The following is a 24,028-nucleotide window of genomic DNA, read 5'->3' as shown; positions in this document are numbered from 1 at the left end:
GTTCGTCAAGCCGAACGGATGGACTTCTGTGTCGAACGCACCACTCGACCTCATCGCCGCCAACCTCCGGCGTGAGCGCGACCGCACCGGCATGTCCCTGAGCGAGGTCGCCAAGAAGGCGGGCATCGCGAAGTCGACGCTCTCCCAGCTGGAGTCCGGCGCCGGAAACCCCAGCGTCGAGACCCTGTGGGCGCTCGGCGTGGCGCTGGGCGTCCCGTTCAGCCGCCTCGTCGAACCCGCCGTGCCCCGCGTCCAGGTGATCCGCGCCGGCGAGGGCCCGGTCATCCACTCCGAGCGCGCGCACTACTCCGCCACCCTGCTGGCCGCCTGCCGTCCGGGCACCAAGCACGACATCTACTGGCTGGCGCTCGAACCGGGCGGCGCGCGCGAGTCCGAGCCGCACGTGCCGGGCAGCGTCGAGCACATGATCGTGGCGTCCGGGCGCTGCCTGGCCGGGCTCGCGGAGGACCCGATCGAGCTCGGGCCCGGCGACTACATCGTCTATCCCGGCGACCTGCCGCACATCTGCAAGGCGCTGGAACCCGGCACCACCGCGATGATGGTCATGGAGCACACGGTCTAGGCGGAAAGCTGCCGGAACAGCGTGCGCAGCCACGGCTCGGTGAGCGCGGGCTCGCCGTCGATCCCCCGCGCGACCAGCCGCCGGACCTCCTTGGTGCGGCCCAGCGACACCAGGTGCACGGCCTCCGCCAACGCCTCCCGCGTGTGCTCGTCCCTCCTGACCTCGTGCAGGTACTCCCGCCACCGGTGCAGCTGGTAGGACCGGGTCAGCTTGGGCTGCTCGTCGCCGAAGTAGGACCAGACGGCGCTGTCGAGCGACACGTTCACCACGGCACCGGCGGGGAGGCGGCGGGTCCACGCGGCGTGCTGCTGCCAGCGCCACGTCTTGGGGCTGGTCTGCATGCGGATCGTGATGCCGACGAACCTCAGCTTGTGGCGGATCACCGGCCACGTCTCCCGTTCCTCGGCGATCCAGTCGTCGAGAATCGTGAAGAGCTTGGTGAACGTCGAGCCGCCGTGCACCACGTCGACGAAGGTCACCGGCCGGTCGCGCCGGGCCAGTGCGGCGGGCGTGATGCCGATGGCGGCGGCCAGTTCCCTGGCGTGCGGCACGTTCTCCCTGGCGACCGTGCGGGAGCCGTAGAACGACACCGGCAACCGGGCGAGGGTGCGGTCCGGCAGCGCGCCGCCGAGGAGGTCGAACATCGAGTCGAGTGACCGTCCGACGAAGACCAGGTCGCCGTTTCCACTGCGCGCCAACACCTTTCCCGCGCACTCGGCGAGATCGCCGAGATACCAGGGGTCGGGCGTGGCGACACCGTCGAGCATCGACCCCAGTTGGTCGGGCGCGACGAGATCCCAGCGGAACGGCACGTTCATGCGGCCATGATGACCGGCCGCAGGAACGTGCCGCTCGCGAATTTTCTAGTGGTGAGCAGGGCGGAAGCCGCTCCACCCGGACCCGACCTGCGCGGCCGTGGCGAACGTGCCGTCGCCCTGTCCTGTCCACCGCCACAACGTCGCGTCGCTCGACCGCACCGCCACGACGTCGGCCTTCGCGTCACCGTTCACGTCCAGCACGTTGATCGGGGCGAAGCCGTTCCAGCCCGCCCCGACCTGGCGCCCGCTGGAGAACGTGCCGTTGCCGTTGCCCTCCCAGAACCACAGCTCGCCGTCGGCGTTCGTCGCCCACAGGTCGCCGTCACCGTCGCCGTCGGCGTCACCGCCCGCGAACTTCGGGTACGTGGCCCAGCCTTCGCCGATGAAGAGGCGCTGCGAGAACTTGCCGGAGCCCTCGCCGGGGTACCAGTACAGCCGGCCGCCGTCGCGGCCCACGACGTCGGCCCTGTTGTCGCCGTTGACGTCCAGCACCGCGAACCACTCCAGCGTCTCCCAGCCGGAGCCGGAGTTGGCGAGCTTGGTGAACGTGCCGCGGCCGGAGTTGTGCCAGTAGTGCAGCGCGCCGCCGGTGTCCGTGGCGAGGATGTCCGCGAAACCGTCGGCGTTGGTGTCACCGACGCCGATGCGGTTGAACGACGACGACCAGCCGGGGCCGACCTCGCTCGAGCCGCCGAACGTTCCGCTGGACGTGCCGGGGTAGAGGCGCATGGTGTTGTCGGGGCCGACCGCGAGCACGTCGTCGTAGCGGTCGCCGTTCACGCTCTCCGCGGACAGGCTGCGCGCCGCCGTCCACCACGTCGTCTGCTTGCGGGCGCCGGCCCAGCTGAAGCTGAAGTGGATGTGGTCGGTGTGCGGGCTCGCGCCGCTGTAGGATTGCCAGCCCTTCGACGCCTCGTACGCCTTCCAGATCTTGTGGTCCCAGATCATGTACATGATGCCGAAGCGGCGGGCCAGTGCGTGGGTGTTGCCGTGCTGGTCGGTGGCGAGCAGCCAGTTGATGATGTCCCTGGCCTCCGCCGCCTGGCCGGAGTTGAAGGCGTTGAACGGGTAGTCGAGCGCGCGGCCCTCCTTGTGCTCGCTCTGCCCGCCGCTGTCGCACGCGCGGACCATGCCGAGGTCGGCGCGCCCGTACTCGGCCTTGAGCAGGTCGCGGAACCCGATGACGCCGGGCTTCGCGTCCGGGTCGCAGGTCGTCTGGCCGACGTAGGTGGCGTATCTGTCGATCGCCGGGCCGAAGGCGGGCGTCGGTGGTGCGGCCTCCGCGGGCAGCTGAAGTGCCGCCAACGTCATCACGGCAGCGCTGAGCGCTACGAACATCCTCTTCACGGTCGGTATCTCCCCTGTCGAGTGGATGACGCTCAGCCTGGGGAGACGGGCTACACGGCCTCTACACGCGCTCCACACGCACCGGGGGACCTGGAAAACAAAAAAGGAGCGGACCTCCGCTCCTTCCCACTTGAACGTATAGCAGGCGGGGGGCCTTGCCACAAGGCCCGGTGCGTGCCTCAGACTCATCGCCCTATGCCAGTTCACAGGCGCTGTGGGGAGCACGTGGGGTACGAAGAAGAACTGCGGTCCGAACGCGACTACGTCGCCGGTCTCTACGCACGGCTCGATGCCGAACGGGCGCGGGTGAAAGCCGCGTACCAGTCAGCGCTGGGTGGCACCGGCGAGACCGTCATGGAGCGGGACAACGAGGTGCGGGCCCGGCACCGCGAGATGAAGCGGCTGAACGTGGCCGACTACGGGCTGTGCTTCGGACGGCTGGACAGCCTCGACGGCGAGACGTCCTACATCGGCAGGATCGGCCTGTTCGACGAGGACAACGAGTTCGAACCGGTGCTGCTCGACTGGCGTGCACCAGCCGCGCGCCCGTTCTACACCGCCACCGGCGCGCAGCCGGAGGGCATGAGCAGGCGCCGCCAGTTCCACGCCCGCCGCCGTGCCGTGACCGGTTTCACCGACGAGGTGTTCGGCAAACTCGGCGACGAACGCGGGGACGTGGCGCTGCTCGCGGCGTTGAACGCGCCGCGCGGCGCGGGCATGCGCGACATCGTGGCGACCATCCAGGCCGAGCAGGACGCGATCATCCGGCTCGACCACCCCGGTGTGCTGGTGATCGAGGGCGGCCCCGGCACCGGCAAGACCGTCGTGGCGCTGCACCGCGTCGCCTATCTGATGTACACGCAACGAGAGCGCATGGAACGGCACGGCGTCCTCGTCGTCGGCCCGAATCCCGCGTTCCTCAACCACATCGGCCGCGTGCTGCCGTCGCTCGGCGAGTCCGACGTGGTGTTCGCCACCGCGGGCGGTCTGCTGCCGGGGCTCGACGTCGTCCTGGAGGACACGCCGGACGTCACGCGGCTCAAGGGCTCGCTGAAGATGGTGGACGTGCTGAAGTCGGCGGTGGCCGACCGGCAGCGGCTGCCGTCATCGCCGATCCCGATCACGATGAAGGACGTCGTGGTCCAGATCAACGCCGACGTCGCCGAGTGGGCGCGGCAGGAGGCGCGCGACAGCGGCCTGCCGCACAACGAGGCCCGCAAGGTGTTCACCGAGATCATCACGTACGTCCTGACCGAACGAGCGCTCGGCCGGATCGGCAAGGGCTGGCTGTCCCGGTCCGACCGCCAGGGCTGGGAGGACATGCGGTCCGGCCTGGTCAAGGAGCTCGCGGACGACGAGGCGTTCGCCTCGGCGCTGGACGAGATGTGGCCCGTGCTGACCCCTCAGCAGCTGCTGGCCTCGCTCTACTCGTCTCCCGAACGCCTTGCGGCGGCCGGCGCCGACCCGTCGCTGTACCGCGCCGACGGCGAGGCGTGGACGGTGCCGGACGTGCCGCTGCTCGACGAGCTGCACGAACTGCTGGGCCGCGACGGCACCGAGCAGGCCGCCGCCCAGGCCGCCACGGCCGAACGGCAGGCAGAGGCCCGGTACGCCGCCGAGGTGCTGGACAGCCTCGTCGGCCGCCAGGACCACATGGACGACGAGGACCACCTGTTCGCCACGGACCTGATGTTCGCGGAGGACCTGGCCGACCGCTTCGACGAGCACGACACCCGCACCCTCGTCGAACGCGCCTCCGCCGACCGCGGCTGGACCTACCGGCACGTGGTGGTCGACGAGGCCCAGGAACTGTCCGAAATGGACTGGCGCGTGCTGATGCGGCGCTGCCCCGGCCGTTCGTTCACGGTGGTGGGCGACCTGGCCCAGCGCCGTTCGCCGGCGGGCGCCACGTCGTGGGGCGAGATGCTCGACCCGTACGTGCCGGGCCGCTGGGAGTACCGGTCGCTGACGGTCAACTACCGCACGCCCGCCGAGATCATGGCGGTCGCCGCGCAGGTGCTCGCCGAGTTCGCACCGGACGTGCGGGCACCGGAATCCGTTCGTGCCAACGGTGTCGAGCCGTGGGCCCGCCAGGTCACCACCGCCGAGCTGCCCGCGGCGATCGAGGAGTTCGTGCTCGCCGAGGCATCGGAGGAAGGCACCAGCGTCGTGATCGGGCCGCCCGGTGTGCCCGGCACGGTGCCCGCCTCCGAGACCAAGGGCCTGGAGTACGACTCGGTGCTCGTCGTCGCGCCGGAACGGATCCTGGCCGACGGGCCGCGTGGTGCGGCTGAGCTGTACGTGGCGCTGACCCGTGCCACGCAACGGCTCGGCGTGCTGCACCACGAACCGCTGCCCGCCGCCCTCGCGGGCCTCACCGCGAAGGTTTCGGACCGCACGATCGTGTAATTGCATAGGCGGGGAAGCACAGCCACGATGGGTGCATGCAGATTGCACGCATCGAGGGTAACGTGGTGCGCATGAGTGAGCCGAGCGACCTGCCGTACCGCGCGGTCCAGATCCGCGAGGTGCCCGGTGACGTCGTGGACGTCCTCCAGGCACGGGCCGCCAAGGCCGGGTTGTCGCTGACGACGTACCTGCGCAACCACCTGGTCGAGCTGGCCAGGAAGCCGTCGATGACCGAGCTGTACGAGCGGTCACGCCGGCGCGACTGGGGCGTGGACCGTGCCACCATCGTGAGCGCCGTCCGCGACCTCCGCGAGGACGACGAGTGAGCTTCACCGCCGTCGTGGACACGTCCGCGCTGATGGAGTTCCTGATCGGCGCGGACCCCGACCGCAAGCTCGTGCAACGACTCCTCACGAGCACCTCGGCAGCACCGCAGCTGCTGACCGCGGAGTCGTTGCACGTGCTGCGCAAGCTCGCGCATCGGGGCTTGATCACCGACGAGCAGGCGGAGGAAGCCCTCGGCAACCTGCTCGACGTGCCGATCGCGTTGATCGACCACGTCCCGCTGGCCAGGAAGGCGTGGGAGCTGCGGCACGCGGCCTCGGCCTACGACGCGCTCTACCTCGCGCTCGCCGAGGAGCTGGACGTGCCGCTCGTCACCTGCGATGCCCGGCTCGCGGGCGCGTCCGGGCACAAGGCCGAGGTCGAGCTGTACCCGATGTCCTGACCGGGTCAGCCGGCCGAGACGAACCTGACCAGGTACGGCTGGTCCGCGCTGACAGCGACGAATGCCTTGTCCCCCTTGAGGGACACCGGAATGTCGATCACGGTGGCGGCGCCGGTGCACGGCACGGTGCGCTGCCCCGTGCGGATGTCCTGACCGGTGATGACGGGATCCCTGGCCGTCAGCTCGACCTCGCGCTGCTGGTCGCACGTGACCTCGAACCGCAACGAGGTCGTGCTCGGATCCACCGTCCACTGCCGGCCCGTGGTGCGGCTGCTGGCGATCCCGTCGGTCACGGGGTCGGCCGCCAGCACGAACTCGCGATCGAGCTCGTTGCGGAGGTGCGCGATCATCGAACGCGTCAGGCGGACGTCGGACCGCTCCACCTCGACGGGACGCCGGTAGGTGAGCTCGTACCTCGGCGCCACCCTGCCTCCGTCGAGCAGCGTGAACTCGAGCGTCGCCTTGTCGCTGAACGGGCTGCCGTTGTTCCTCATCACGACGCCGTTGCCGGGATGCCCGGCGGCGCAGTCACCCGCGTTGATCGCGAACCACGCGTTGTCCCACTTCCCGAACAGCTGGAAGCCGGCCTGGCGCAGCATCGTGACGAAGTACGCGCACATGCTCGCCGGACCGGAGAGGGGCCTGCCCAGGTAGAGGTCGGCCTCGTAGACCGCGGGCCGGTCCGGGCCGTCGGCGCACTCCCAGAAGTCGCGGCAGCCCTTGTCGAACCGCCCGTGCAGAAGCTGGGCGCCCGGCGGCAACGGTGCATTGGCCATCTCGGCCTCGACCGCCTGGCGCAACCTCGCGATCTCCTCGCTGCTGCGCCCGCATGCCGTCACGGTCGCCAGCAACGCCACAACCAGCGCAAACGCGCGAAGTCCCCCGGCCATGTGCCGATCATGACAGGAGAACAACTCCCGCGCCGGGAGAACGCGTCTCCGGTTACGCTCGAACCATCGAGTCTGGGGGGACATGATGACCAAACCACCGAACGAGCCGTTCCACGAGCGCGACCTGTACGCGCAGCACGCGGATCCGTTCTCCGCCTTCTCGCAGGGCCCTGAGCAACCGCGACCGCCCACCGGCGCCACCCGGCCGATCGGCAGCTACGAGGTGCCGGAGCCGGCCATCCCCGTGGCACCCCGACAGGCGGGCGCGGGCGTGACGCTCGTCGTCGTGCTCGCGGTGTTCGCGTTGCTGCTGGGCGCCGCGATCTTCCTGCTGTCCACATAGGACGACGAAAGGCGCACCGCGCGAACGCGATGCGCCTTTCGTCGCGGAAAGGGAGTTACCAGCCGCGCTCGGCCAGGCGGTGCGGCTCGGGGATGTCGTCGACGTTGATGCCGACCATGGCCTCGCCCAGGCCGCGCGAGACCTTGGCGATGACGTCCGGGTCGTCGTAGAAGGTCGTGGCCTTCACGATGGCCTCGGCGCGCTGGGCCGGGTTGCCTGACTTGAAGATGCCGGAACCGACGAACACGCCCTCGGCGCCGAGCTGCATCATCATCGCGGCGTCGGCCGGGGTCGCGATGCCACCGGCGGTGAAGAGCACCACCGGGAGCTTGCCGTTCTGCGCGACCTCCTTGACCAGCTCGTACGGCGCCTGGAGCTCCTTGGCGGCGACGTACAGCTCGTCCTCGGGGAGGTTCTGCAGGCGGCGGATCTCCTGGCGGATCTTGCGCATGTGCGTGGTGGCGTTGGAGACGTCACCGGTGCCGGCCTCGCCCTTGGAGCGGATCATCGCCGCGCCCTCGGTGATGCGGCGCAGGGCCTCGCCGAGGTTCGTCGCACCGCACACGAAAGGCACGGTGAACGCCCACTTGTCGATGTGGTTGGCGTAGTCGGCCGGGGTCAGCACCTCGGACTCGTCGATGTAGTCGACGCCCAGCGAGGCGAGGACCTGGGCCTCGACGAAGTGGCCGATGCGAGCCTTGGCCATCACGGGGATGGAGACGGCGTTGATGATCCCGTCGATCAGGTCGGGGTCGCTCATGCGGGCGACGCCGCCCTGCGCGCGGATGTCGGCGGGCACGCGCTCGAGCGCCATGACGGCGACGGCGCCGGCGTCCTCCGCGATCTTCGCCTGAGTGGCGTCGACCACGTCCATGATCACGCCGCCCTTGAGCATCTCTGCCATGCCTCGCTTGACGCGGGCGGTGCCAGTGACCTGATCAGTGCTCACGGGCCAACCTTTCACGAGGGGAAGTTTCGGTGAACCCATCCTACGTCTGGTGTGGCCCCCTCACCCAAGCCACTGGAGCCTGGAATCAGAAGGCCACTTCGCGATCAACCGCAGGTCGTGAGCCCTGTCACTCCCACCTTCGTCAAACGGCCTCGTGAACGTGGCCGCGTCCAGTCGGGGTCTCCCACTTGTACCGGGAGGTGAACGGGTGTGAGATCGAACACTACGACTTGACGGAGGTAGCAATGGGAAGCAAGCACTCCGACAACGGGACACCGGCAGGCGCGGTCGCTGTGGACGACCCGGCCAAGGTCCGCAACGTCGTGCTCGTGGGCCCGTCCGGCGCGGGCAAGACGACGCTCACCGAAGCCCTGCTAGCAGCCACCGGCGTCCTGACCCGAGCGGGATCGGTCACCGAGGGCACGACCGTCTGCGACCACGATCCGGCGGCGGTCCGACAACAACGATCGGTAGGCCTCGCAGTAGCCCCGATCCAGCACGGCGACATCAAGATCAATCTCATCGACACCCCCGGATACGTCGACTTCGTGGGCGAACTGAGGGCAGGACTACGGGCCGCGGACGCGGCCCTTTTTGTTGTCAACGCCTTCGAGGGCGTGGACGCGGCCACCATCGCGCTGTGGGAAGAGTGCGCCCAGGTGAGCATGCCCCGCGCCGTGATCATCACCCGCACCGACCACCACCGCGCCGACGTGATGAACGAGATCATGGCCTGCCAGGCCGCGTTCGGAGCTGGAGTCGTGCCGCTGTACATGCAGGAGGGCGACCAGCTCGTCGGTCTCCTCACCCAGGGCGACAACTACCCGGACGAACGGGCGGCGCTGATCGAGGGCATCATCGCCGAGAGCGAGGACGAGACCCTCATGGACCGCTACCTGGCGGGCGAGGACATCGACCAGGACACCCTCATCGCCGACCTGGAGACCGCTGTCGCACGCGGCTCCTTCCACCCGGTGATGCCGGTCTGCGCCGCGACGGGCATGGGCCTCACCGAACTGCTGGACGGCATCGCGCGCGCGTTCCCCTCCCCGCTGGAGCACGAAGTCCCCTCCGTGACATCGGTGGACGGCATCCCCCAGCCCCGCATGGCCGCCGACCCGGCCGGTCCGCTGGTCGCCGAGGTCGTCCGCACAGCGGTCGACTCCTACGTGGGCCGCGTGTCCCTGGTCCGCGTCTTCTCCGGCACGCTGCGCCCGGAACGCCCGGTGCACGTGTCCGGCCACGGCATGTCCGACCGGGGTCACGAGGACCACGACGCCGACGAACGCGTGGCCCACATCTACTCGCCGCTGGGCGCCAACCTCCGCGAGGTCCCCTACTGCGTGGCCGGCGACCTGTGCGCGTTGACGAAGCTGACCACCGCCGAAACCGGCGACACCGTCTCCGCCCCCGAGAAACCCCTCCTGATGGCCCCGTGGGACATGCCGGAGCCCCTGCTGCCCGTCGCGGTCGTCCCGCGCACCCGCAGCGACGAGGACAACCTGGCCCGCAACCTCAACCGCCTGGTCGCGAGCGACCCGACACTGCGCCTGGACCGCAACGCCGAGACGCACCAGATGGTGCTGTGGTGCATGGGCGAGGCGCACGCCGACGTCGTGCTGGCGAGGCTGCGGGCGGGCGGCGCGGAGATCGACACCGAACCGGTGCGCGTGGCGTTGCGGGAAACCTTTGCGGGACCGGCGAAAGGCCACGGCCGGCACGTCAAGCAATCTGGAGGTCACGGCCAGTACGCCGTGTGCGACATCGTCGTCGAACCCCTCCCCCGCGGCTCCGGCTTCGAGTTCGTCGACAAGATCGTCGGCGGTGCGATCCCGAACCAGTTCATCCCCTCCGTCGAGAAGGGCGTGCGCGCCCAGCTGGAGAAGGGCCTGCACGACGGCACACCGGTGGTCGACGTCCGGGTCACCCTGGTCGACGGCAAGGCCCACTCGGTCGACTCGTCGGACGCGGCGTTCCAGACCGCGGGCGCGCTGGCGTTGAAGGAAGCCGCGGCCAACGGGCGGACCGTCTTGCTGGAGCCGATGGACGAGGTCGCGATCCGGCTGCCGGACGAGCACCTGGGCACCGTGCTGGGCGACCTGTCCGGACGGCGTGGACGGGTGCTCGGCACCGAGGCCGACGAGGGCGGGCGGACCGTGATCAGGGCGGAGGTGCCGTCGTCCGAGCTGCTCCGGTACGCGATCGAGCTGCGCGCGATGACGTCGGGCACCGGCACGTTCACGCGCCGCTTCTCCCGCTACGACCCGTTGCCGGAGGCGCTGGCGGCCCGCGCGAGCAAGTAGCACCGATCACTCGGGTGCTCGACCCGCGGATCGGGGGCGCGGTCGAGGCGGGCCGTCACGGTGAGGCCCGCCTCCGCCAACGCGCGTGTCTCCGCGTCCGGGTCGAGGAACCGGAAGGTCAGCTCGACCTCGTTCCCCCACCACTGCGTGAGCGTTTTCTCTTCGCCCGCTTGCGTTTCCGCGTCACGCACGTGAAACGCGATCAGCGCGTGCCCGCCTGGTCGCAACACACGGGCGAACTCCGCGTAGGCCGCCGTCCGTTCCGCCGCGTCGAGGTGGATCACCGCGTACAGACAGACGAGCGCGGACACCGAGTGGGAACGGAACGGCAGCGCCGTCATGTCGCCCGCGCACACCGGAACCGAGGCGTGCGCGCACATCTGCGGTGACAGGTCGACACCGACGACGGGCACGCGCCCGGCGAGGTACCCGGCGACGTGGCCCGGTCCGCAGCCGACGTCGAGCACCGGACCGTCCGCCAGCTCGGCGAGTGCGTCGAGCAGCGCACGGTCCAGCGGCTTGCCCGCGAGCTCGTCACCCAGTTCGGCGGCGTACCGCGCAGCCACGACGTCGTAGGAGTGCCGGACGGTCATGCGGCCATCCTTGCACCGTTCCTCAGGTGTTCTGCGGGAATCCCAGGTTCACGCCTCCGTGCGACGGGTCCAGCCAGCGGGAGGTGATCACCTTGGAACGGGTGAAGAAGTGCACGCCGTGCGGGCCGTACGCGTGCGAGTCGCCGAACAGCGATTCCTTCCAGCCGCCGAACGAGTAGTAGGCCACCGGCACGGGGATCGGCACGTTCACGCCGACCATGCCGACCTCGATCTCGTTCTGGAACCGGCGGGCGGCACCGCCGTCATTGGTGAAGATGGCGGTGCCGTTGCCGTACCGGTTGCTGTTCACCAGCTCGACGGCTTCCTCGTACGAGTCGCAGCGCACCACCGACAGCACCGGCCCGAAGATCTCGTCGGTGTAGATCGTCATGTCCGTGCCGACGTGGTCGAACAGCGTCGGCCCGAGCCAGAACCCGCTCGCGTCGCCGTCGATCGGGTGGTTGCGGCCGTCCACGACGAGCGAGGCGCCCGCCTCGACGCCGGCGTCCAAATAGGACGTGACCTTGTCCCGGTGCGCGCCGGTGACGAGCGGGCCCATCTCGCACGACGGCCCGGAACCCACCTGCACGTCGGCGATCCGGGACTTGATCTTGGAGACCAGCTCGTCGCCGACCGGGCCGACGGCCACGACCACCGAGATGGCCATGCACCGCTCCCCCGCCGAGCCGAAGCCGGCGGACACCGCGGCGTCCGCGGCGAGGTCGAGGTCGGCGTCGGGCAGCACGACCATGTGGTTCTTGGCGCCGCCCAGGGCCTGCACGCGCTTGCCGTGCGCGGTGCCGGTCTCGTAGACGTATCGGGCGATCGGCGTGGAACCGACGAACGAGATCGCCTTCACCACCGGGTGCTCCAGCAGCCGATCCACGGCCACCTTGTCGCCGTGCACGACGTTCAGCACGCCGCCGGGCAGCCCGGCCTCCGCGAACAGCTCGGCGATGAAGATCGACGCAGACGGGTCCTTCTCCGACGGCTTGAGCACCACCGCGTTGCCGCAGGCGATCGCCGTCGGCACGAACCACAGCGGCACCATCGCCGGGAAGTTGAACGGCGAGATCACGCCGACCACGCCGACCGGCTGCTGGATCGAGTAGACGTCCACGCGCGTCGAGGCGTTCTCGCTGAACCCGCCCTTGAGCAGCTGCGGGATCCCGCACGCGTACTCGACGGACTCCAGCGCGCGCTGGATCTCGCCGCCCGCGTCCGACACCACCTTGCCGTGCTCCGCCGAGACGATCGCGGCGAGATCACCCTTGCGCGCGTTCAGCAGCTCGCGGAACTTGAACATCACCGTCGAGCGCTGCGCCAGCGAGGCGTTGCGCCACGACGCAAACGCTTCCGCGGCCGCGGAGACGGCGGCGTCCACTTCGGACACCGAGGCGAACGCGACCTGGTTCGCCACCTTGCCGGTCGCGGGGTCGTAGACGTCACCGGCGCGCTCAGGGGCGTCTTCCCAGTGCTTGCCGTTGATCCAGTGCTTGATCATGCGCGCTCCACCGCCTGAGCGAGGACGCCCAGCGCCTCCTCGGCCTCGTCCTCCGTCAGCGTCATCGGGGGCGCCAGCCGGATCACGTTGCCGTACAGGCCGCCCTTGCCGACGAGCAGCCCGCGCGCCTTCGACTCGTTGAGCACCGTCGTCGCGGCACCGGGGTTCGGCTCGCCCTCCGGCCCGACGAACTCGATGCCGATCATCAGGCCCTTGCCCCGCACGTCACCGATGACCGGGTGCTTCTCCGCGAGCTCGCGCAACCCGCCGAGCAGCCGCGAACCGAGCTTGGCCGCGTTGGCCTGCAGGTCGTGGTCCAGCAGGTAGTTCACGGTGGCCAGCGCACCCGCGGTCGAGACGGGGTTGCCGCCGAACGTGGAGATCGAGTTGGCGTTGATCACGTCCATCAGGTCGCCGCGGGCGACGACGCCGCCGATCGCGAGGCCGTTGCCGAGGCCCTTGGCGAACGTCATCGCGTCCGGCACCACGTCGTGCGCCTGGATGCCCCAGAAGTGCTCGCCGGTGCGGCCCCAGCCGGTCTGCACCTCGTCGGAGATGAAGAGGATGCCGTACTCGTCCAGGACGTCCTTGAACGCGCGGAACAGGCCGTCGGGCGGCGAGGTGAACCCGCCGACGCCCTGGATCGGCTCGGCGATCATGCACGCGACGTCGCCGGACGTGGTGGTCTCGATGATCTCGCGCAGGTCGTCGACGCAGGCCTTGATGTACTCCTTGTCGTCCATCGCCTTGAAGGGGCTGCGGTAGCGGTAGCCGCCGTGCACCCAGCTGACCTTGATCGGTGACAGCGCGGACGCGGACCAGCCGCGGTTGCCCGTGATGGCGATCGTGGCGAACGCCCGGCCGTGGTAGCTGTTGCGCAGGGCCAGCACCTGTTCGCTGCGGCGGGCCTGCGTGGCGAGCATCAGCGCGGTCTCGTTGGCCTCGGTGCCCGAGTTCGTGAAGAAGACCTTGGCGTCTGGAATGCCCGACAGCTCGGCGATCTTCTCGGCGAGCTCGATCTGGTTCTTGATCAGGTACAGCGTCGAGCTGTGCAGCACGCCGGTGTCGAGCTGGGAGCGGATCGCGTCGCTGATCTCCGCGACGTCGTAGCCGATGGCGTTGGTCAGGATGCCCGCGAAGAAGTCCAGGTAGGTCGTGCCCTCGCGGTCGGTCACCCGGCGCCCGCTGGCGCTCGCGATCTCGATGGGCTCGTCGTAGTAGAGGGCCAGCCACTTCGGCATGACCGCGCGGTGTCGTGCCAGCAGCTCTTTGTGGGCCATCACGTCCTCCAGGGGTCTTACGCCTGTCCTCGGAGTCTGCTGTGGCGCCCGGTTCGCCGCCATGCACAACCTGTACCCGGATCGGCTGGTTGGCATTACGTTGTGTCCATGTATCCGACTGTCGCCGAAGTGGTCGCTCTCCCGGTGATCCGGCAGGGAAAGCCGCGCTTGGTGGCTGGATCGGCCGGACTGTCGCGACGGGTCCGCTGGGTGCATGTGGCGGAGATCGCAGACATCGCGCCACTGCTGCGCGGCGGCGAGCTGGTGCTCACGACCGGCGTGATGCTGCCCGAGTCCGGCCTCGCCCGGTACATCGAGGAGCTCGCTGCCGTCGGCTGCGCAGGGCTGGTCGTCGAGCTGGGCCGGCGCTGGCGCGACGACGTGCCGGCGGCGCTGGTCACCGCGGCGGAACGACACGGGTTACCGCTGGTCACGCTGTCCGAGGAGACGAAGTACGTGGCCGTGACCGAGGCGGTCGTCGGCCTGATCGTGGACGCCCAGCTGGCCGAGCTGCGGGCCGCGGAACAGGTGCACGAGACGTTCACCGCGCTGACCGTGGCCGGTGCCGAGCCCGCCGAGGTGCTGCGCGAGGTGGCGCGGACGTCCGGGCTGCCCGTCGTGCTGGAGACGCTGGGCCACGACGTGCTGGCCTACGACGCGGCGGGCCACGATCCTGTTCTGCTGCTCGACGACTGGGCGGCGCGCTCGCGGGCGGTCACGGTGACCGAGCGGACCGCGTACCACTCCGGGTCCGGCTGGCTGATCACGATCGTCGGGGCACGCGGCGCGGACTGGGGACGGTTGGTCCTGGTGTCGCCGGAGCCGCCGCCGCACCGGCACGTGGTCGTCGCGGAGCGGGCGGCTTCCGCGCTCGCCGTGCACCGGCTCGTGGCGCGTGACCGGGAGTCGCTCGAACGGCAGACCCACCGAACTCTGCTGGCCCAGCTCCTCGGCCAGTCCCCGCAGGCACCCGATCTCGGCGCTCGCGCGGCGGCGCTGGGGGTGCCGCTGGAACGGCGGCAGCTGATCGGCGTGGCGATCCGGCCCGTGTCCGTGCAGCTCGGGCAGACGCTTGCGACACAAGAGGTCCTGCGTGATCTGGCGGAGGCGACGGCGCTGGCGGGACGGCGGGTGACCGTCGCGGCGCTGGTCGGCGTCGTGGACGACACGTCGGTGCGCGCGCTGCTGTCGGTGCCGATGACCGTGGGGGTGGAAGGGGTCCTGCGCAAGGTCGCGCGCGAGATCCACCGCACGGCGGCGTCGACCGTGGTGATCGCCGTGGGCACGACCGTGACGTCCACAACGGACGTTCGCCGCTCGCTGGGCGAGGCCGCCCACGTGGCCGGTGCGGCGTTGCGGGCGCCGGGATCCCAGCTCTACCACCGGTTGGACGACGTGCGGCTGCGAGGGCTGCTGCACCTGCTGCGCGAGGACGAGCGGGTGCGGGCGTTCGCGGACCGCGAGCTGGGACCGTTGCTGGCGCGCGATTCCGCTCAGGGTTCGCGGCTGGTCGAGCTGTTGCGGTGCCTGTGCGAGAACGGCGGCAACAAGTCGGCGGCGGCGGTGGCGGCCCACCTCTCCCGCACCGCCTACTACCAGCAGCTGGCGCGGATCGAGCAGGTCCTGGGCGTGTCGCTGGAGGACCCGGAGTCAGTGCTGTCGCTGTACGTAGCTCTGTTGGTGCACGAAATGGGCCCGTGACGAGCACGAGCCCATTTTCAGCGTGACACTCAGCCGTTGATCGTCGGCAGCGTGCCCGACAGGACGTTCGGGTTCGGCACGACGCCGTTGGTGGGCAGGTCGGAGAGGCTCGGGGCCTTCAGGCCGCCGACCTGCGCGTTGCCGACCAGCCCCTCGGCGTTCGGCAGCGCCGGGAGGGTGCCGAGCTCGGCCGCGAGCGGGTTCGGCACGCTGCGCTCCTGCGCGGCCGGAACCCGGGGGGCCACGGGGGTCTGCACGTCGCCGGCGACCGGCGCCTGGATGTGGCCGAGCTGCAGCCCGCCCACGGAGTCGAGCGGGTTGGCGTGCTTCGTGGCGTCGAGCAGCTTGTCCGCGCCGACCTCGGGAACGCCACCGCCCAGGGCGGGCGCCTCGACGGCGCTGGCCGAGCCCGCGAGCAACGGGGCGGCACCAGCGGCGAGCAGAGCGGCGGCACGGAACAGTCCGGAACGAGACACAGTTTTCCTCAATCTGGTTTGGGGGGACCGATCTTCGTATTCATCGGCTGGTTTGGTTCGCCGGTTGATCCGCTCGATCGGGTGTTGAGGACTTGAACCTGACGCGACGGGAGGTCCTACGGTCGTCGTGTGACCCGTTGGAACATTGGTGACCTGGCCAAAGCAAGCGGACTGACCGTCCGCACGCTCTACCACCACGACGAGATCGGCCTTGTCGTCGCGTCCGAGCGCACGGCATCCGGTCACCGTCGGTACACCCCGGAGGCCGTTCGCCACCTCTATCAGGTGAGATCGCTGCGGCAGGTAGGCCTTTCCCTGGAAGAGATCCGATCGGCACTGTCCCGATCGGACTCGCTGCGCCCGGTCTTCGAGGCGCAACTCGCCGCTCTGACCACGCAGGCCCGGCAGGTGGAGACACTGCGGTCGCGGATCGCCGCGCTGCTCGACGGGCACACCGCAGAGTCACTTCTGTCCACTTTGGAATTGATGTCCGTGTACGAGAGCTACTTCACCGCCGACCAGCTGGCCGACCCGCGCGTCGCCGAGCTGTCGCGGCGGTGGGACGCGCTCGGCACGAAGTCCACGGGGGGGGCGACCCGGCGATCCAGGCGGCGGCGCAGCGGTCGTGGGAGGAGAACAGGTCCGCGATCAGGAGCAGATCGAGTGGCCTGAGGACGACGGTCTGGTGGACTACGTGAACCAGGCACGCGCCACCCGGTGACCCGCGAGTCGCCAAACGTTTTGCCGCAAACGCTGGTCCCCTAGGATTGCGGCTTCCCGCCACGAGCACGGGGACCTCGCGTGGCACAACCGCCCTCGCCGGACCAGTCGCCTGACGTCCGGAACAGCATCGAGAACAGCACCGTGACCGGGCCGGTCTTCCAGGCCGGATCGGTCCAAGGCGGGCTGCACCACTACAACGTGACCACGCCTGCTCCGCAGCCCACCGCCTACGTCGTTCACCCCGGCCCCGTCCGGCAGCCCTCGCGGGTCTGGCCGCACATCGGCAGGTGGTTCGTCGCGCTGCTCCCGTTGCTGATCTGCTCCACCGCGATCGCCGCCGCCGACGACGCGGTCGCGGCGGGAACGAACATCGCGGTACGGCTCCTCATCGACGTCGCGATCCTCGTGCTGGGCGGCACCGTGATCGTCTTCTGGTCCGGGGGTGTCCGGCCGGCGCGTCGTGCACCTGCTCCACCTCGTTCTCGGCAAGGCGACGCCGAGCACCCTCATCGCACTGTCGACCAACGCGCTCGCCGTCCTGACCGGATGCGCGTCCGCGCTGTGGCTGTTCGGGTTCACCACCGAACTGTTCGCAGACCCCAGCGATCCGCGCAGCCGCGGCGCCAACGGGGCCTTGGTGTTCCTCGCGTTCTTCGCCGTGCTCACCGGACGACTGATCGCGCTGCGCAAGCGTGGACTCAATTCACAGGTGGGTTCGGCGCCGACTCGGTAGAACTGGGGGTATGTCCGCTGATGACGATGCCCGCCGACTCCAGACCGCCAACCCGACCGGCTGGTTCGAAGACCTCTACGCGGAGGCCGAGGCCGGAAAGGCCTCCGTCCCGTGGGACCAGCCCCATCCGCAACCGCACCTCGTCGAGTGGGCTTCCGGTACCGACGGCGCCGGTCGGCGCGCCCTGGTCGTGGGCTGCGGTTACGGCCGCGACGCGGAGTTCCTCGCGTCCCTCGGCTACGACGTGGTCGCGTTCGACATCTCCCCCACCGGCATCGCCACCGTCCGGGCGCGCTACCCGGAGTCGAAGGTGGAGTACGTCGTCGCCGACCTGCTCGACCCGCCCGCCGAGTGGCACCACGCGTTCGACCTGGTCGTGGAGAACATGACCGTGCAGGCCCTTCCCGTCGACCTGCACGCCCGGGCGATCGAACGCGTGGCCTGGCTGACCGGGTCGACGCTGCTGGTGCTCGCCGTGGCGCGAGACGAGGGCCCCGCCCCGGACGGCCCGCCCTGGCCGCTCACGCCGTCGGAGATCGAGGCGTTCGCCTGCGACGGCCTGACCGCGCGCTCGATCAGGCGCGATCACCCCAGGTGGGTGGCTGAGTTCGTGCGTTAACTGGCCATGAACTGGCCACTTATGACCGACTTCTGCCGCATAGCGTGAATCATGCTCGTTCGTCGGCTGCTCGCCCGTCTGCTCGACTGGCTCCTGGTGCTGGTCGTGGCGTGGCCGTTGGCCCACGAACCCGTGCTGGTGGTGCTCGGCGCAGCCGCGTACGACGCTCTGCTGCTGCGCTGGAACACCCTCGGCAAGGTCCTGACAGGTCTGCGGGTGGTGGGCCCCGCGTCCGGCCTCAGCCTCAGACGGGTGCTGGCCCGCACGCTCATCACGACCGCCCTCCCAGGCGGGGGTGTGGTGCTCGTGCTGACCGGTCTGGGCTGGCGGGAGCCGGCGCTGATGGCGGGCCTCGGCTGGCAACAGCCGTGGGTCGTCATCGGCGAGCGCGTCGGCACGGGGTCTGCGGGGTGGCTCGCCCCGCTTCTACTGGTGGGAGGGCTCGTGCTGCTCGTGCTGTCCGCGGTGGAGTCGCTGGATCTGCGCGGGACCCGGACGTGGCACGACCGCAAGGCGGGCACGGCGGTCATCCGCGTGGCATCGCACCGGTGACCCGCGCCGCGGCGCATCTCTCCCGCACCGAATCGGAACACACTGTGCGCCGATCATGACAAGCGTGGACACTCTGACACTGCCAGTCCTGCGGCAGCGCACCCAGGATTCCGGGATGGAAACCGACCGCGTTGGCGTTGTTTCAGCAGCGTAACAGGGGGTTGAACGATGACAGTCGAGTCCTCACCGCCCCAGGTCACACCTGATGGCCGCGTCGAACTGAGCGACGTGCGTCCCATCGAGGACAGCAGGTTCTTCAACCCCGAGCTCGCGCCCGTGCCGATCAAGCAGCGGACGTGGACGACCTACAACTTCTTCGCGCTGTGGATGGGCATGGCCACCAACATCCCCAGCTACCTGCTCGCCGCCGGGCTCGTCGCGATCGGGATGAACTGGCTGCAGGCCTTCCTCACCATCACCCTCGGCAACATCATCGTGCTGGTGCCGATGTTGCTGAACAGCCACGCCGGTACCAAGTACGGCATCCCCTTCCCCGTGTTCGCGCGGGCGTTCTACGGCATTCGCGGGGCCAACCTCGCGGCGTTGCTGAGGGCGTTCATCGCGTGCGGCTGGTTCGGCATCCAGACGTGGGTGGGCGGACAGGCCATCCACATCATCGTCGGGAAGCTCGCGGGGACGGGGTGGAGCGCGGCTCCGCAGGTGCTGGGGCAGCCGTGGACGCTGTGGCTGAGCTTCCTCGCGTTCTGGGCGCTGCAGATGGTGATCATCTGGCGCGGCATGGAAGCGGTGCGCGTGCTGGAGAACTGGGCGGCTCCGCTGGTGGCCGTCGGCCTGGTCGCGCTGGCCGCGTGGGTCCTGACGCGGGCCGGCGGCTTCGGCCCGATCTTCTCGGAGCCGTCGAAGCTGGGCTGGGGCGTCGACTTCTGGAAGGTGTTCGCGCCCTCGTTGATGGGCATGATCGCCTTCTGGGCGACGCTGTCGCTGAACATGCCGGACTTCACGCGGTTCGGCGGCGACCAGCGCAAGCAGGCCTGGGGACAGATCCTGGGGCTGCCGACCACGATGTCGTTCATCGCGCTGCTGTCGGTGATCACCACGTCGGGCACGATCGTGGTGTACGGGGAGGCGATCTGGGACCCGGTCGCGCTGACGGCCAAGTTCGACAACCCCGTCGCGGTGATCATCGGACTGGTGATGGTCATCCTCGCCACCATCTCGACCAACCTCGCGGCGAACGTCGTGAGCCCGTCCTACGACTTCTCCAATGCCGTGCCGAAGCTCATCAGCTTCCGGGTCGGCGGACTGATCACCGGCGTGCTGGGCATCGCGATCATGCCGTGGCGGCTGATCTCCGACCCTCGGGTCTACATCTTCGCCTGGCTCGGCTTCTACGGCGGTGTGCTCGCCGCCGTGGCGGGCGTTCTCGTCGCCGGGTACTGGGTGAGGTCGCGCACCCGGCTGGAGCTGGCGGACCTCTATCTGGAACGCGGGCGCTACTGGTTCAGCGGCGGCTGGAACTGGCGCGCTGTCGCGGCGACGCTCGTGGGCAGCGTGCTCGCGGTCGGTGGTGCCTACGGCGGACCCTTCCCCGCCGACGGGCTGATTCCGTTCCTCAAGCCGCTCTACGACTACAACTGGGTGGTCGGTTTCGTCGCCGGCCTCCTGGTTTTCCTTGCTCTCAAGGAGAACACCGCAAAGGAGAAGACCAGGTGAGCAACATCATCCGAGCGGCGCTCGTCCAGCAGAAGTGGACGGGCGACAAGGAGTCGATGATCGCGAACGCGGTCGAGCACATCCGCAGCGCCGCTTCTCAGGGCGCGCAGGTGTTGTGTCTCCAGGAGCTCTTCTACGGCCCCTACTTCTGCCAGGTGCAGGACGCGGACTTCTACTCCTACACCGAGGGCATTCCGGACGGCCCCACGACGGAGCTGATGAAGGAAGTAGCCGCGCAGAACAACATCGTGCTGATCGTGCCGATGTACGAGCAGGAGCAGCCGGGCGTCTACTACAACACCGCGGCTGTGATCGACGCGGACGGCACGTACCTCGGCAAGTACCGCAAGAACCACATCCCGCAGGTCAAGGGGTTCTGGGAGAAGTTCTACTTCAAGCCGGGCAACCTCGGTTACCCCGTGTTCGACACCGCGGTCGGCCGGATCGGCGTGTACATCTGCTACGAGCGCCACTTCCCGGAGGGCTGGCGCGCGCTCGGCCTGGCCGGGGCGAAGATCGTGTTCAACCCGTCGGCGACCTCGCGGTCGCTGAGCGAGTACCTGTGGCGGCTGGAGCAGCCCGCCGCGGCCGTCGCGAACGAGTACTTCGTCGGCGCGATCAACCGCGTTGGCGTGGAACCGTTGGGCGACAACGAGTTCTACGGGCAGACGTACTTCGTCAGCCCGCGCGGCCAGCTGGTCGGTGACGCGGCGTCCGACACCGAGGAAGAGCTCGTGGTGCGCGACCTCGACATGGACCTGCTGACCCAGGTCCGCGACACCTGGGCGTTCTACCGCGACCGCCGCCCCGACACCTACGAGGGTCTGGTGACGCCGTGAGCACACTGATCCGCAACGGCCTGGTCATCAACGCGACCGGCTCGCACGCCGCCGACGTGCTGATCGACGGCGAGCACATCGCCGCCCTGGTGACGCCGGGCTTCGAGGTGCAGGCCGACGAGGTCGTCGACGCGGCGGGGAAGTACGTCATCCCCGGCGGCATCGACGTGCACACCCACATGGAGATGCCGTTCGGCGGCACGCAGTCCGCGGACACCTTCGAGACCGGCACGACCGCGGCGGCGTGGGGCGGGACCACCACGATCGTCGACTTCGCCGTGCAGCCCAAGGGCAGCTCCCTGCTGTCCACTCTGGACAAGTGGCACAGCAAGGCCGACGGCAACTGCGCCATCGACTACGGCTTCCACATGATCATCTCCGACGTGACCGACGAGTCGCTGAAGGAGATGGAGTCCTGCATCGCGGCCGGCGTGAACAGCTTCAAGATGTTCATGGCCTACCCCGGCGTCTTCTACGCCACGGACGGCGAGATCCTGCGCGCCATGCAGAAGGCCCGCGAGACCGGCGCCACGATCATGATGCACGCGGAGAACGGCATCGCGATCGACCAGCTCGTCGCGCAGGCGCTGGCCAACGGCCTGGGCGATCCGGTCCAGCACGGCCTGACCCGCCCGCCGGAGCTGGAGGGCGAGGCCACGTCCCGCGCCATCCAGCTGGCCAAGGTGACCGGTTCTCCGTTGTACATCGTGCACCTGTCCGCCGCGCAGGCGCTTGACGCGGTGACGGCCGCACGGGACACGGGCCAGAACGTGTTCGCCGAGACGTGCCCGCAGTACCTCTACCTGTCACTGGAGGACCTCGCCAGGCCGGGCTTCGAGGGTGCGAAGTACGTGGCGTCGCCTCCGTTGCGCCCCAAGGAACACCAGTCGTCGCTGTGGCGGGGCCTGCGGACGAACGACCTCTCGGTGGTCAGCACCGACCACTGCCCGTTCTGCTTCAAGGACCAGAAGCAGCTGGGCCTCGGCGACTTCTCCAAGATCCCCAACGGCATGCCGGGCGTCGAGCACCGCGTCGACCTGCTGCACCAGGGCGTGGTGAAGGGCGAGATCACCCGCGAGCGCTGGGTGGAGATCGCCTCGACCACCCCGGCACGCATGTTCGGCATGTACCCGCGCAAGGGCGTGATCGCTCCGGGTGCCGACGCCGACGTCGTGATCTACGACCCGGCGGCGACGCAGACCATCTCGTCGGAGACCCACCACATGGCCGTGGACTACTCGGCCTACGAGGGTTTCGAGGTGACGGGCAAGGTCGACACCGTGTTCTCGCGCGGCCGCAAGGTGATCGCGGACGGTGCCTACCACGGCTCGACGGGCCACGGCCGCTTCGTGTCCCGCGACCTCAACCAGTACCTGGTCTAGGAAGGATCATCGTGGACTTCGGCATCGTGCTGCAGACCGACCCGCCGGCGCGGGACGTGGTGGACGGCCTCCGCGCCGCCGAGGACTGCGGCTTCCGCTACGGCTGGACGTTCGACTCCTGCGTGCTGTGGCAGGAGCCGTTCGTCATCTACTCCCAGGTGCTCGCTGCCACCCGTGACCTGATCATCGGCCCCATGGTCACCAATCCGTCCACTCGGGACTGGTCGGTGACGGCGTCGCTGTTCGCCACTCTCAACGACATGTTCGGCAACCGCACGGTCTGCGGCATCGGCCGGGGCGACTCGGCCCGCCGCGTGATCGGCCAGAAACCCGCGTCCCTGTCGACGCTGGGCACCGCGATGCACGTGATCAAGGAACTGGCCGAGGGCCGCGAGGTCGAGCATCACGGCACGCCGGTGCGGATCCCGTGGGTGCGCGACGGAAAGCTCGAGATCTGGATGGCCGCCTACGGTCCGAAGGCGCTGAAGATGGTCGGCGAGCAGGCCGACGGCTTCATCCTGCAGACCGCCGACCCGGACATCGCCCGCTGGACCATCGGTTCCGTCCGGGAGGCTGCCACCGCCGCGGGCCGGGATCCGTCGTCCATCACGATGTGCGTGGCCGCACCCGCCTACGTCGGAACTGATCTCCCCCATCAGCGGGATCAGTTGCGCTGGTTCGGCGGCATGGTCGGCAACCACGTGGCGGACCTCGTCGCGCGGTACGGCGACTCCGGCGTCGTCCCCACGGCCCTCACCGACTACATCAAGGACCGCGAGGGCTACGACTACTCCCACCACGGCAAGGCGGGCAACCGCTCGACCGACTTCGTGCCGGACGCGATCGTGGACCGGTTCTGCCTGGTCGGTCCCGAGTCCGCGCACATCGAGCGGCTGCAGGAGCTGAAGGAGATCGGCGTCGACAACTTCGCGCTCTACCTGATGCACGACGAGAAGGACAAGACCCGCGACGCCTACGGCTCCGCGATCATCCCAGCCGTGTAGCAGATCGGGGAGGGCGGGCGAACCACGCGTGCCCTCCCCCACCGGCTCAGCCGCACGAGGTCTCGCGGCGGAAGTCCTCCGGCGCCATGTTCTTCTGCCGGTACGTCACCTTCCCGCCGGACAGATCGTCCAGCGTGAAGTCGTGGTACAGGGCCAGGTCACCGTGCAGCACGATGCGCGCGACGAGGATCCGGCCCGGCTGCGGCTGCTGGAACGGAACCCGGTCCACCGCGCCGGACGGTGTTTCACCGACGACGAACTGCTTGAGGTCCGCGGGTGGCGAGAAGTCCACCTGCCACAGCCGCGGGTCACCGTCGTCGAAGATCTGCTCCCCCGGGGCCACGACCTCCGCGGTAACCACCGGCAGCGGCTGACAGCTCGTGTAGACGATCTCCACCTGCCCGGATTCGGTGAGGCGCACCGCGATGGGGTCGTACGGCGCCTGCGGGACGCACCCGCCGACGAGCAGGCCCAGCGCCACGACAGCGGCGACGAGGTTCCTCATCGGCCACCAGTGCTCCTTCCCCCGGTCAGCCACGCCAGTGCCCTCCTCCGATTCGGAGGACACGTTCGACCGGA

The 24,028-nt window shown here is 69.4% G+C and carries 25 protein-coding genes; 15 read left to right on the top strand and 10 right to left on the bottom strand.

Annotated elements, in window-relative coordinates:
- The first annotated feature begins 28 nt into the window (after positions 1 to 28).
- Positions 29 to 583 carry a helix-turn-helix domain-containing protein gene (locus tag C8D87_RS40820; protein ID WP_233439615.1) on the top strand — a complete coding sequence of 185 codons (555 nt, stop codon included), beginning with the start codon at positions 29 to 31 and terminating at the stop codon, positions 581 to 583.
- On the opposite strand, the gene C8D87_RS40815 is transcribed toward C8D87_RS40820, so the two are convergent.
- Together C8D87_RS40815 and C8D87_RS40810 are read right to left on the bottom strand one after the other, a co-directional pair.
- Positions 580 to 1,401 carry a hypothetical protein gene (locus tag C8D87_RS40815; RefSeq protein ID WP_211337399.1) on the bottom strand — a complete coding sequence of 274 codons (822 nt, stop codon included), beginning with the start codon at positions 1,399 to 1,401 and terminating at the stop codon, positions 580 to 582. The two genes, C8D87_RS40820 and C8D87_RS40815, sit on opposite strands and share 4 nt — an antisense overlap.
- A 45-nt stretch (positions 1,402 to 1,446) precedes the next feature.
- On the bottom strand, positions 1,447 to 2,739 hold the full coding sequence (locus tag C8D87_RS40810) for an FG-GAP repeat domain-containing protein (protein ID WP_170166764.1): 1,293 nt from the start codon (positions 2,737 to 2,739) through the stop codon (positions 1,447 to 1,449).
- Between the two features lie 234 nt (positions 2,740 to 2,973).
- Between C8D87_RS40810 and helR the strand changes: the two genes are divergently transcribed.
- From helR to C8D87_RS40795, 3 genes are all read left to right on the top strand, one after another.
- Positions 2,974 to 5,157: an RNA polymerase recycling motor ATPase HelR gene (gene helR, locus C8D87_RS40805; RefSeq protein ID WP_233442521.1), complete on the top strand. Its 2,184-nt coding sequence runs from the start codon at positions 2,974 to 2,976 to the stop codon at positions 5,155 to 5,157.
- 71 nt (positions 5,158 to 5,228) lie between these two features.
- Positions 5,229 to 5,483, top strand: coding sequence for a hypothetical protein (locus C8D87_RS40800; protein ID WP_146772025.1), 255 nt, complete (start codon positions 5,229 to 5,231; stop codon positions 5,481 to 5,483).
- The gene (locus C8D87_RS40795) at positions 5,480 to 5,884 is read left to right on the top strand and encodes a type II toxin-antitoxin system VapC family toxin (RefSeq protein ID WP_112231581.1); all 405 of its coding nucleotides are present in this window, start codon (positions 5,480 to 5,482) and stop codon (positions 5,882 to 5,884) included. Before C8D87_RS40800 ends, C8D87_RS40795 begins: the two co-directional genes overlap by 4 nt.
- Before the next feature lie 5 nt (positions 5,885 to 5,889).
- On the opposite strand, the gene C8D87_RS40790 is transcribed toward C8D87_RS40795, so the two are convergent.
- Complete coding sequence (locus tag C8D87_RS40790; protein WP_112231579.1) at positions 5,890 to 6,774, bottom strand: hypothetical protein; 885 nt, start codon at positions 6,772 to 6,774, stop codon at positions 5,890 to 5,892.
- Positions 6,775 to 6,856: 82 nt separating this feature from the next.
- On the opposite strand from C8D87_RS40790, the gene C8D87_RS40785 reads away from it, so the two are divergent.
- On the top strand, positions 6,857 to 7,117 hold the full coding sequence (locus C8D87_RS40785) for a hypothetical protein (RefSeq protein ID WP_109637820.1): 261 nt from the start codon (positions 6,857 to 6,859) through the stop codon (positions 7,115 to 7,117).
- Positions 7,118 to 7,172: 55 nt separating this feature from the next.
- On the opposite strand, the gene pdxS is transcribed toward C8D87_RS40785, so the two are convergent.
- Positions 7,173 to 8,105 carry a pyridoxal 5'-phosphate synthase lyase subunit PdxS gene (pdxS, locus tag C8D87_RS40780; RefSeq protein ID WP_109637819.1) on the bottom strand — a complete coding sequence of 311 codons (933 nt, stop codon included), beginning with the start codon at positions 8,103 to 8,105 and terminating at the stop codon, positions 7,173 to 7,175.
- Positions 8,106 to 8,311: 206 nt separating this feature from the next.
- Between pdxS and C8D87_RS40775 the strand changes: the two genes are divergently transcribed.
- Positions 8,312 to 10,369, top strand: a complete 2,058-nt coding sequence (locus C8D87_RS40775; RefSeq protein ID WP_109637979.1) for an elongation factor G-like protein EF-G2 — start codon at positions 8,312 to 8,314, stop codon at positions 10,367 to 10,369.
- Here the strand turns inward: C8D87_RS40775 and C8D87_RS40770 are convergent.
- From C8D87_RS40770 to C8D87_RS40760, 3 genes are read right to left on the bottom strand one after another with little or no spacing between them, the layout of a single operon-like run.
- Positions 10,324 to 10,962, bottom strand: a complete 639-nt coding sequence (locus C8D87_RS40770) for a class I SAM-dependent methyltransferase (RefSeq protein WP_109637818.1) — start codon at positions 10,960 to 10,962, stop codon at positions 10,324 to 10,326. The genes C8D87_RS40775 and C8D87_RS40770 overlap by 46 nt on opposite strands.
- 22 nt (positions 10,963 to 10,984) lie before the next feature.
- Positions 10,985 to 12,466: a CoA-acylating methylmalonate-semialdehyde dehydrogenase gene (locus C8D87_RS40765; protein WP_109637817.1), complete on the bottom strand. Its 1,482-nt coding sequence runs from the start codon at positions 12,464 to 12,466 to the stop codon at positions 10,985 to 10,987.
- The gene (locus C8D87_RS40760; RefSeq protein ID WP_109637816.1) at positions 12,463 to 13,746 is read right to left on the bottom strand and encodes an aspartate aminotransferase family protein; all 1,284 of its coding nucleotides are present in this window, start codon (positions 13,744 to 13,746) and stop codon (positions 12,463 to 12,465) included. Before C8D87_RS40760 ends, C8D87_RS40765 begins: the two co-directional genes overlap by 4 nt.
- 108 nt (positions 13,747 to 13,854) lie before the next feature.
- Here C8D87_RS40760 and C8D87_RS40755 point away from each other — a divergent pair, with 108 nt between their 5' ends.
- Positions 13,855 to 15,447, top strand: coding sequence for a PucR family transcriptional regulator (locus tag C8D87_RS40755; RefSeq protein WP_109637815.1), 1,593 nt, complete (start codon positions 13,855 to 13,857; stop codon positions 15,445 to 15,447).
- Positions 15,448 to 15,476: 29 nt separating this feature from the next.
- On the opposite strand, the gene C8D87_RS40750 is transcribed toward C8D87_RS40755, so the two are convergent.
- Positions 15,477 to 15,923, bottom strand: a complete 447-nt coding sequence (locus tag C8D87_RS40750; RefSeq protein ID WP_112231577.1) for a hypothetical protein — start codon at positions 15,921 to 15,923, stop codon at positions 15,477 to 15,479.
- A 129-nt stretch (positions 15,924 to 16,052) separates the two neighbouring features.
- On the opposite strand from C8D87_RS40750, the gene C8D87_RS40745 reads away from it, so the two are divergent.
- Positions 16,053 to 16,595, top strand: a complete 543-nt coding sequence (locus tag C8D87_RS40745) for a MerR family transcriptional regulator (protein ID WP_112231575.1) — start codon at positions 16,053 to 16,055, stop codon at positions 16,593 to 16,595.
- 287 nt (positions 16,596 to 16,882) lie between these two features.
- On the opposite strand, the gene C8D87_RS46530 is transcribed toward C8D87_RS40745, so the two are convergent.
- Positions 16,883 to 17,035, bottom strand: a complete 153-nt coding sequence (locus C8D87_RS46530) for a hypothetical protein (RefSeq protein WP_170154993.1) — start codon at positions 17,033 to 17,035, stop codon at positions 16,883 to 16,885.
- Positions 17,036 to 17,088: 53 nt separating this feature from the next.
- On the opposite strand from C8D87_RS46530, the gene C8D87_RS40740 reads away from it, so the two are divergent.
- The 7 genes from C8D87_RS40740 to C8D87_RS40710 all read left to right on the top strand — a co-directional run bounded on the left by C8D87_RS40740 (position 17,089) and on the right by C8D87_RS40710 (position 23,449).
- The gene (locus tag C8D87_RS40740; RefSeq protein ID WP_109637812.1) at positions 17,089 to 17,379 is read left to right on the top strand and encodes a hypothetical protein; all 291 of its coding nucleotides are present in this window, start codon (positions 17,089 to 17,091) and stop codon (positions 17,377 to 17,379) included.
- A 10-nt stretch (positions 17,380 to 17,389) separates the two neighbouring features.
- Entirely contained in the window at positions 17,390 to 17,998 is a 609-nt protein-coding gene (locus tag C8D87_RS40735; RefSeq protein WP_112231573.1) for a class I SAM-dependent methyltransferase, read from the top strand.
- Between the two features lie 51 nt (positions 17,999 to 18,049).
- On the top strand, positions 18,050 to 18,550 hold the full coding sequence (locus C8D87_RS40730) for an RDD family protein (RefSeq protein WP_112231571.1): 501 nt from the start codon (positions 18,050 to 18,052) through the stop codon (positions 18,548 to 18,550).
- Between the two features lie 168 nt (positions 18,551 to 18,718).
- Positions 18,719 to 20,224 (top strand): NCS1 family nucleobase:cation symporter-1, encoded by a 1,506-nt coding sequence (locus C8D87_RS40725; protein WP_109637809.1) that lies wholly within the window; start codon positions 18,719 to 18,721, stop codon positions 20,222 to 20,224.
- Positions 20,221 to 21,063, top strand: a complete 843-nt coding sequence (locus tag C8D87_RS40720; RefSeq protein ID WP_109637808.1) for a nitrilase-related carbon-nitrogen hydrolase — start codon at positions 20,221 to 20,223, stop codon at positions 21,061 to 21,063. The genes C8D87_RS40725 and C8D87_RS40720 overlap by 4 nt, the downstream gene beginning before the upstream one ends.
- Entirely contained in the window at positions 21,060 to 22,445 is a 1,386-nt protein-coding gene (hydA, locus tag C8D87_RS40715; protein WP_109637807.1) for a dihydropyrimidinase, read from the top strand. The genes C8D87_RS40720 and hydA overlap by 4 nt, the downstream gene beginning before the upstream one ends.
- A gap of 11 nt (positions 22,446 to 22,456) precedes the next feature.
- Positions 22,457 to 23,449 carry a TIGR03842 family LLM class F420-dependent oxidoreductase gene (locus C8D87_RS40710; RefSeq protein ID WP_109637806.1) on the top strand — a complete coding sequence of 331 codons (993 nt, stop codon included), beginning with the start codon at positions 22,457 to 22,459 and terminating at the stop codon, positions 23,447 to 23,449.
- 46 nt (positions 23,450 to 23,495) lie between these two features.
- Here the strand turns inward: C8D87_RS40710 and C8D87_RS40705 are convergent, their stop codons facing one another.
- Entirely contained in the window at positions 23,496 to 23,987 is a 492-nt protein-coding gene (locus tag C8D87_RS40705) for a hypothetical protein (protein WP_112231569.1), read from the bottom strand.
- Between the last annotated feature and the right edge of the window lie 41 nt (positions 23,988 to 24,028).

It is taken from the genome of Lentzea atacamensis (genome assembly GCF_003269295.1).
In the GTDB taxonomy this organism is placed as follows: Bacteria; Actinomycetota; Actinomycetes; order Mycobacteriales; family Pseudonocardiaceae; genus Lentzea; species Lentzea atacamensis.
This window is presented reverse-complemented; position numbering and strand designations above follow the sequence as displayed.

Excerpts from the sequence above, each read along its gene's own strand:
- C8D87_RS40815 (WP_211337399.1), bottom strand. The coding sequence starts at position 1,401 with ATGAACGTGCCGTTCCGCTGGGATCTCGTCGCGCCCGACCAACTGGGG.
- C8D87_RS40810 (WP_170166764.1), bottom strand. The coding sequence starts at position 2,739 with ATGTTCGTAGCGCTCAGCGCTGCCGTGATGACGTTGGCGGCACTTCAG.
- C8D87_RS40800 (WP_146772025.1), top strand. The coding sequence starts at position 5,229 with ATGAGTGAGCCGAGCGACCTGCCGTACCGCGCGGTCCAGATCCGCGAG.
- C8D87_RS40790 (WP_112231579.1), bottom strand. The coding sequence starts at position 6,774 with ATGGCCGGGGGACTTCGCGCGTTTGCGCTGGTTGTGGCGTTGCTGGCG.
- C8D87_RS40785 (WP_109637820.1), top strand. The coding sequence starts at position 6,857 with ATGATGACCAAACCACCGAACGAGCCGTTCCACGAGCGCGACCTGTAC.
- pdxS (WP_109637819.1), bottom strand. The coding sequence starts at position 8,105 with ATGGGTTCACCGAAACTTCCCCTCGTGAAAGGTTGGCCCGTGAGCACT.
- C8D87_RS40775 (WP_109637979.1), top strand. The coding sequence starts at position 8,312 with ATGGGAAGCAAGCACTCCGACAACGGGACACCGGCAGGCGCGGTCGCT.
- C8D87_RS40770 (WP_109637818.1), bottom strand. The coding sequence starts at position 10,962 with ATGACCGTCCGGCACTCCTACGACGTCGTGGCTGCGCGGTACGCCGCC.
- C8D87_RS40765 (WP_109637817.1), bottom strand. The coding sequence starts at position 12,466 with ATGATCAAGCACTGGATCAACGGCAAGCACTGGGAAGACGCCCCTGAG.
- C8D87_RS40760 (WP_109637816.1), bottom strand. The coding sequence starts at position 13,746 with ATGGCCCACAAAGAGCTGCTGGCACGACACCGCGCGGTCATGCCGAAG.
- C8D87_RS40755 (WP_109637815.1), top strand. The coding sequence starts at position 13,855 with ATGTATCCGACTGTCGCCGAAGTGGTCGCTCTCCCGGTGATCCGGCAG.
- C8D87_RS46530 (WP_170154993.1), bottom strand. The coding sequence starts at position 17,035 with ATGAGGAGCCGTACCGCGATGTTCGTTCCCGCCGCGACCGCGTCGTCG.
- C8D87_RS40735 (WP_112231573.1), top strand. The coding sequence starts at position 17,390 with ATGTCCGCTGATGACGATGCCCGCCGACTCCAGACCGCCAACCCGACC.
- C8D87_RS40730 (WP_112231571.1), top strand. The coding sequence starts at position 18,050 with ATGCTCGTTCGTCGGCTGCTCGCCCGTCTGCTCGACTGGCTCCTGGTG.
- C8D87_RS40725 (WP_109637809.1), top strand. The coding sequence starts at position 18,719 with ATGACAGTCGAGTCCTCACCGCCCCAGGTCACACCTGATGGCCGCGTC.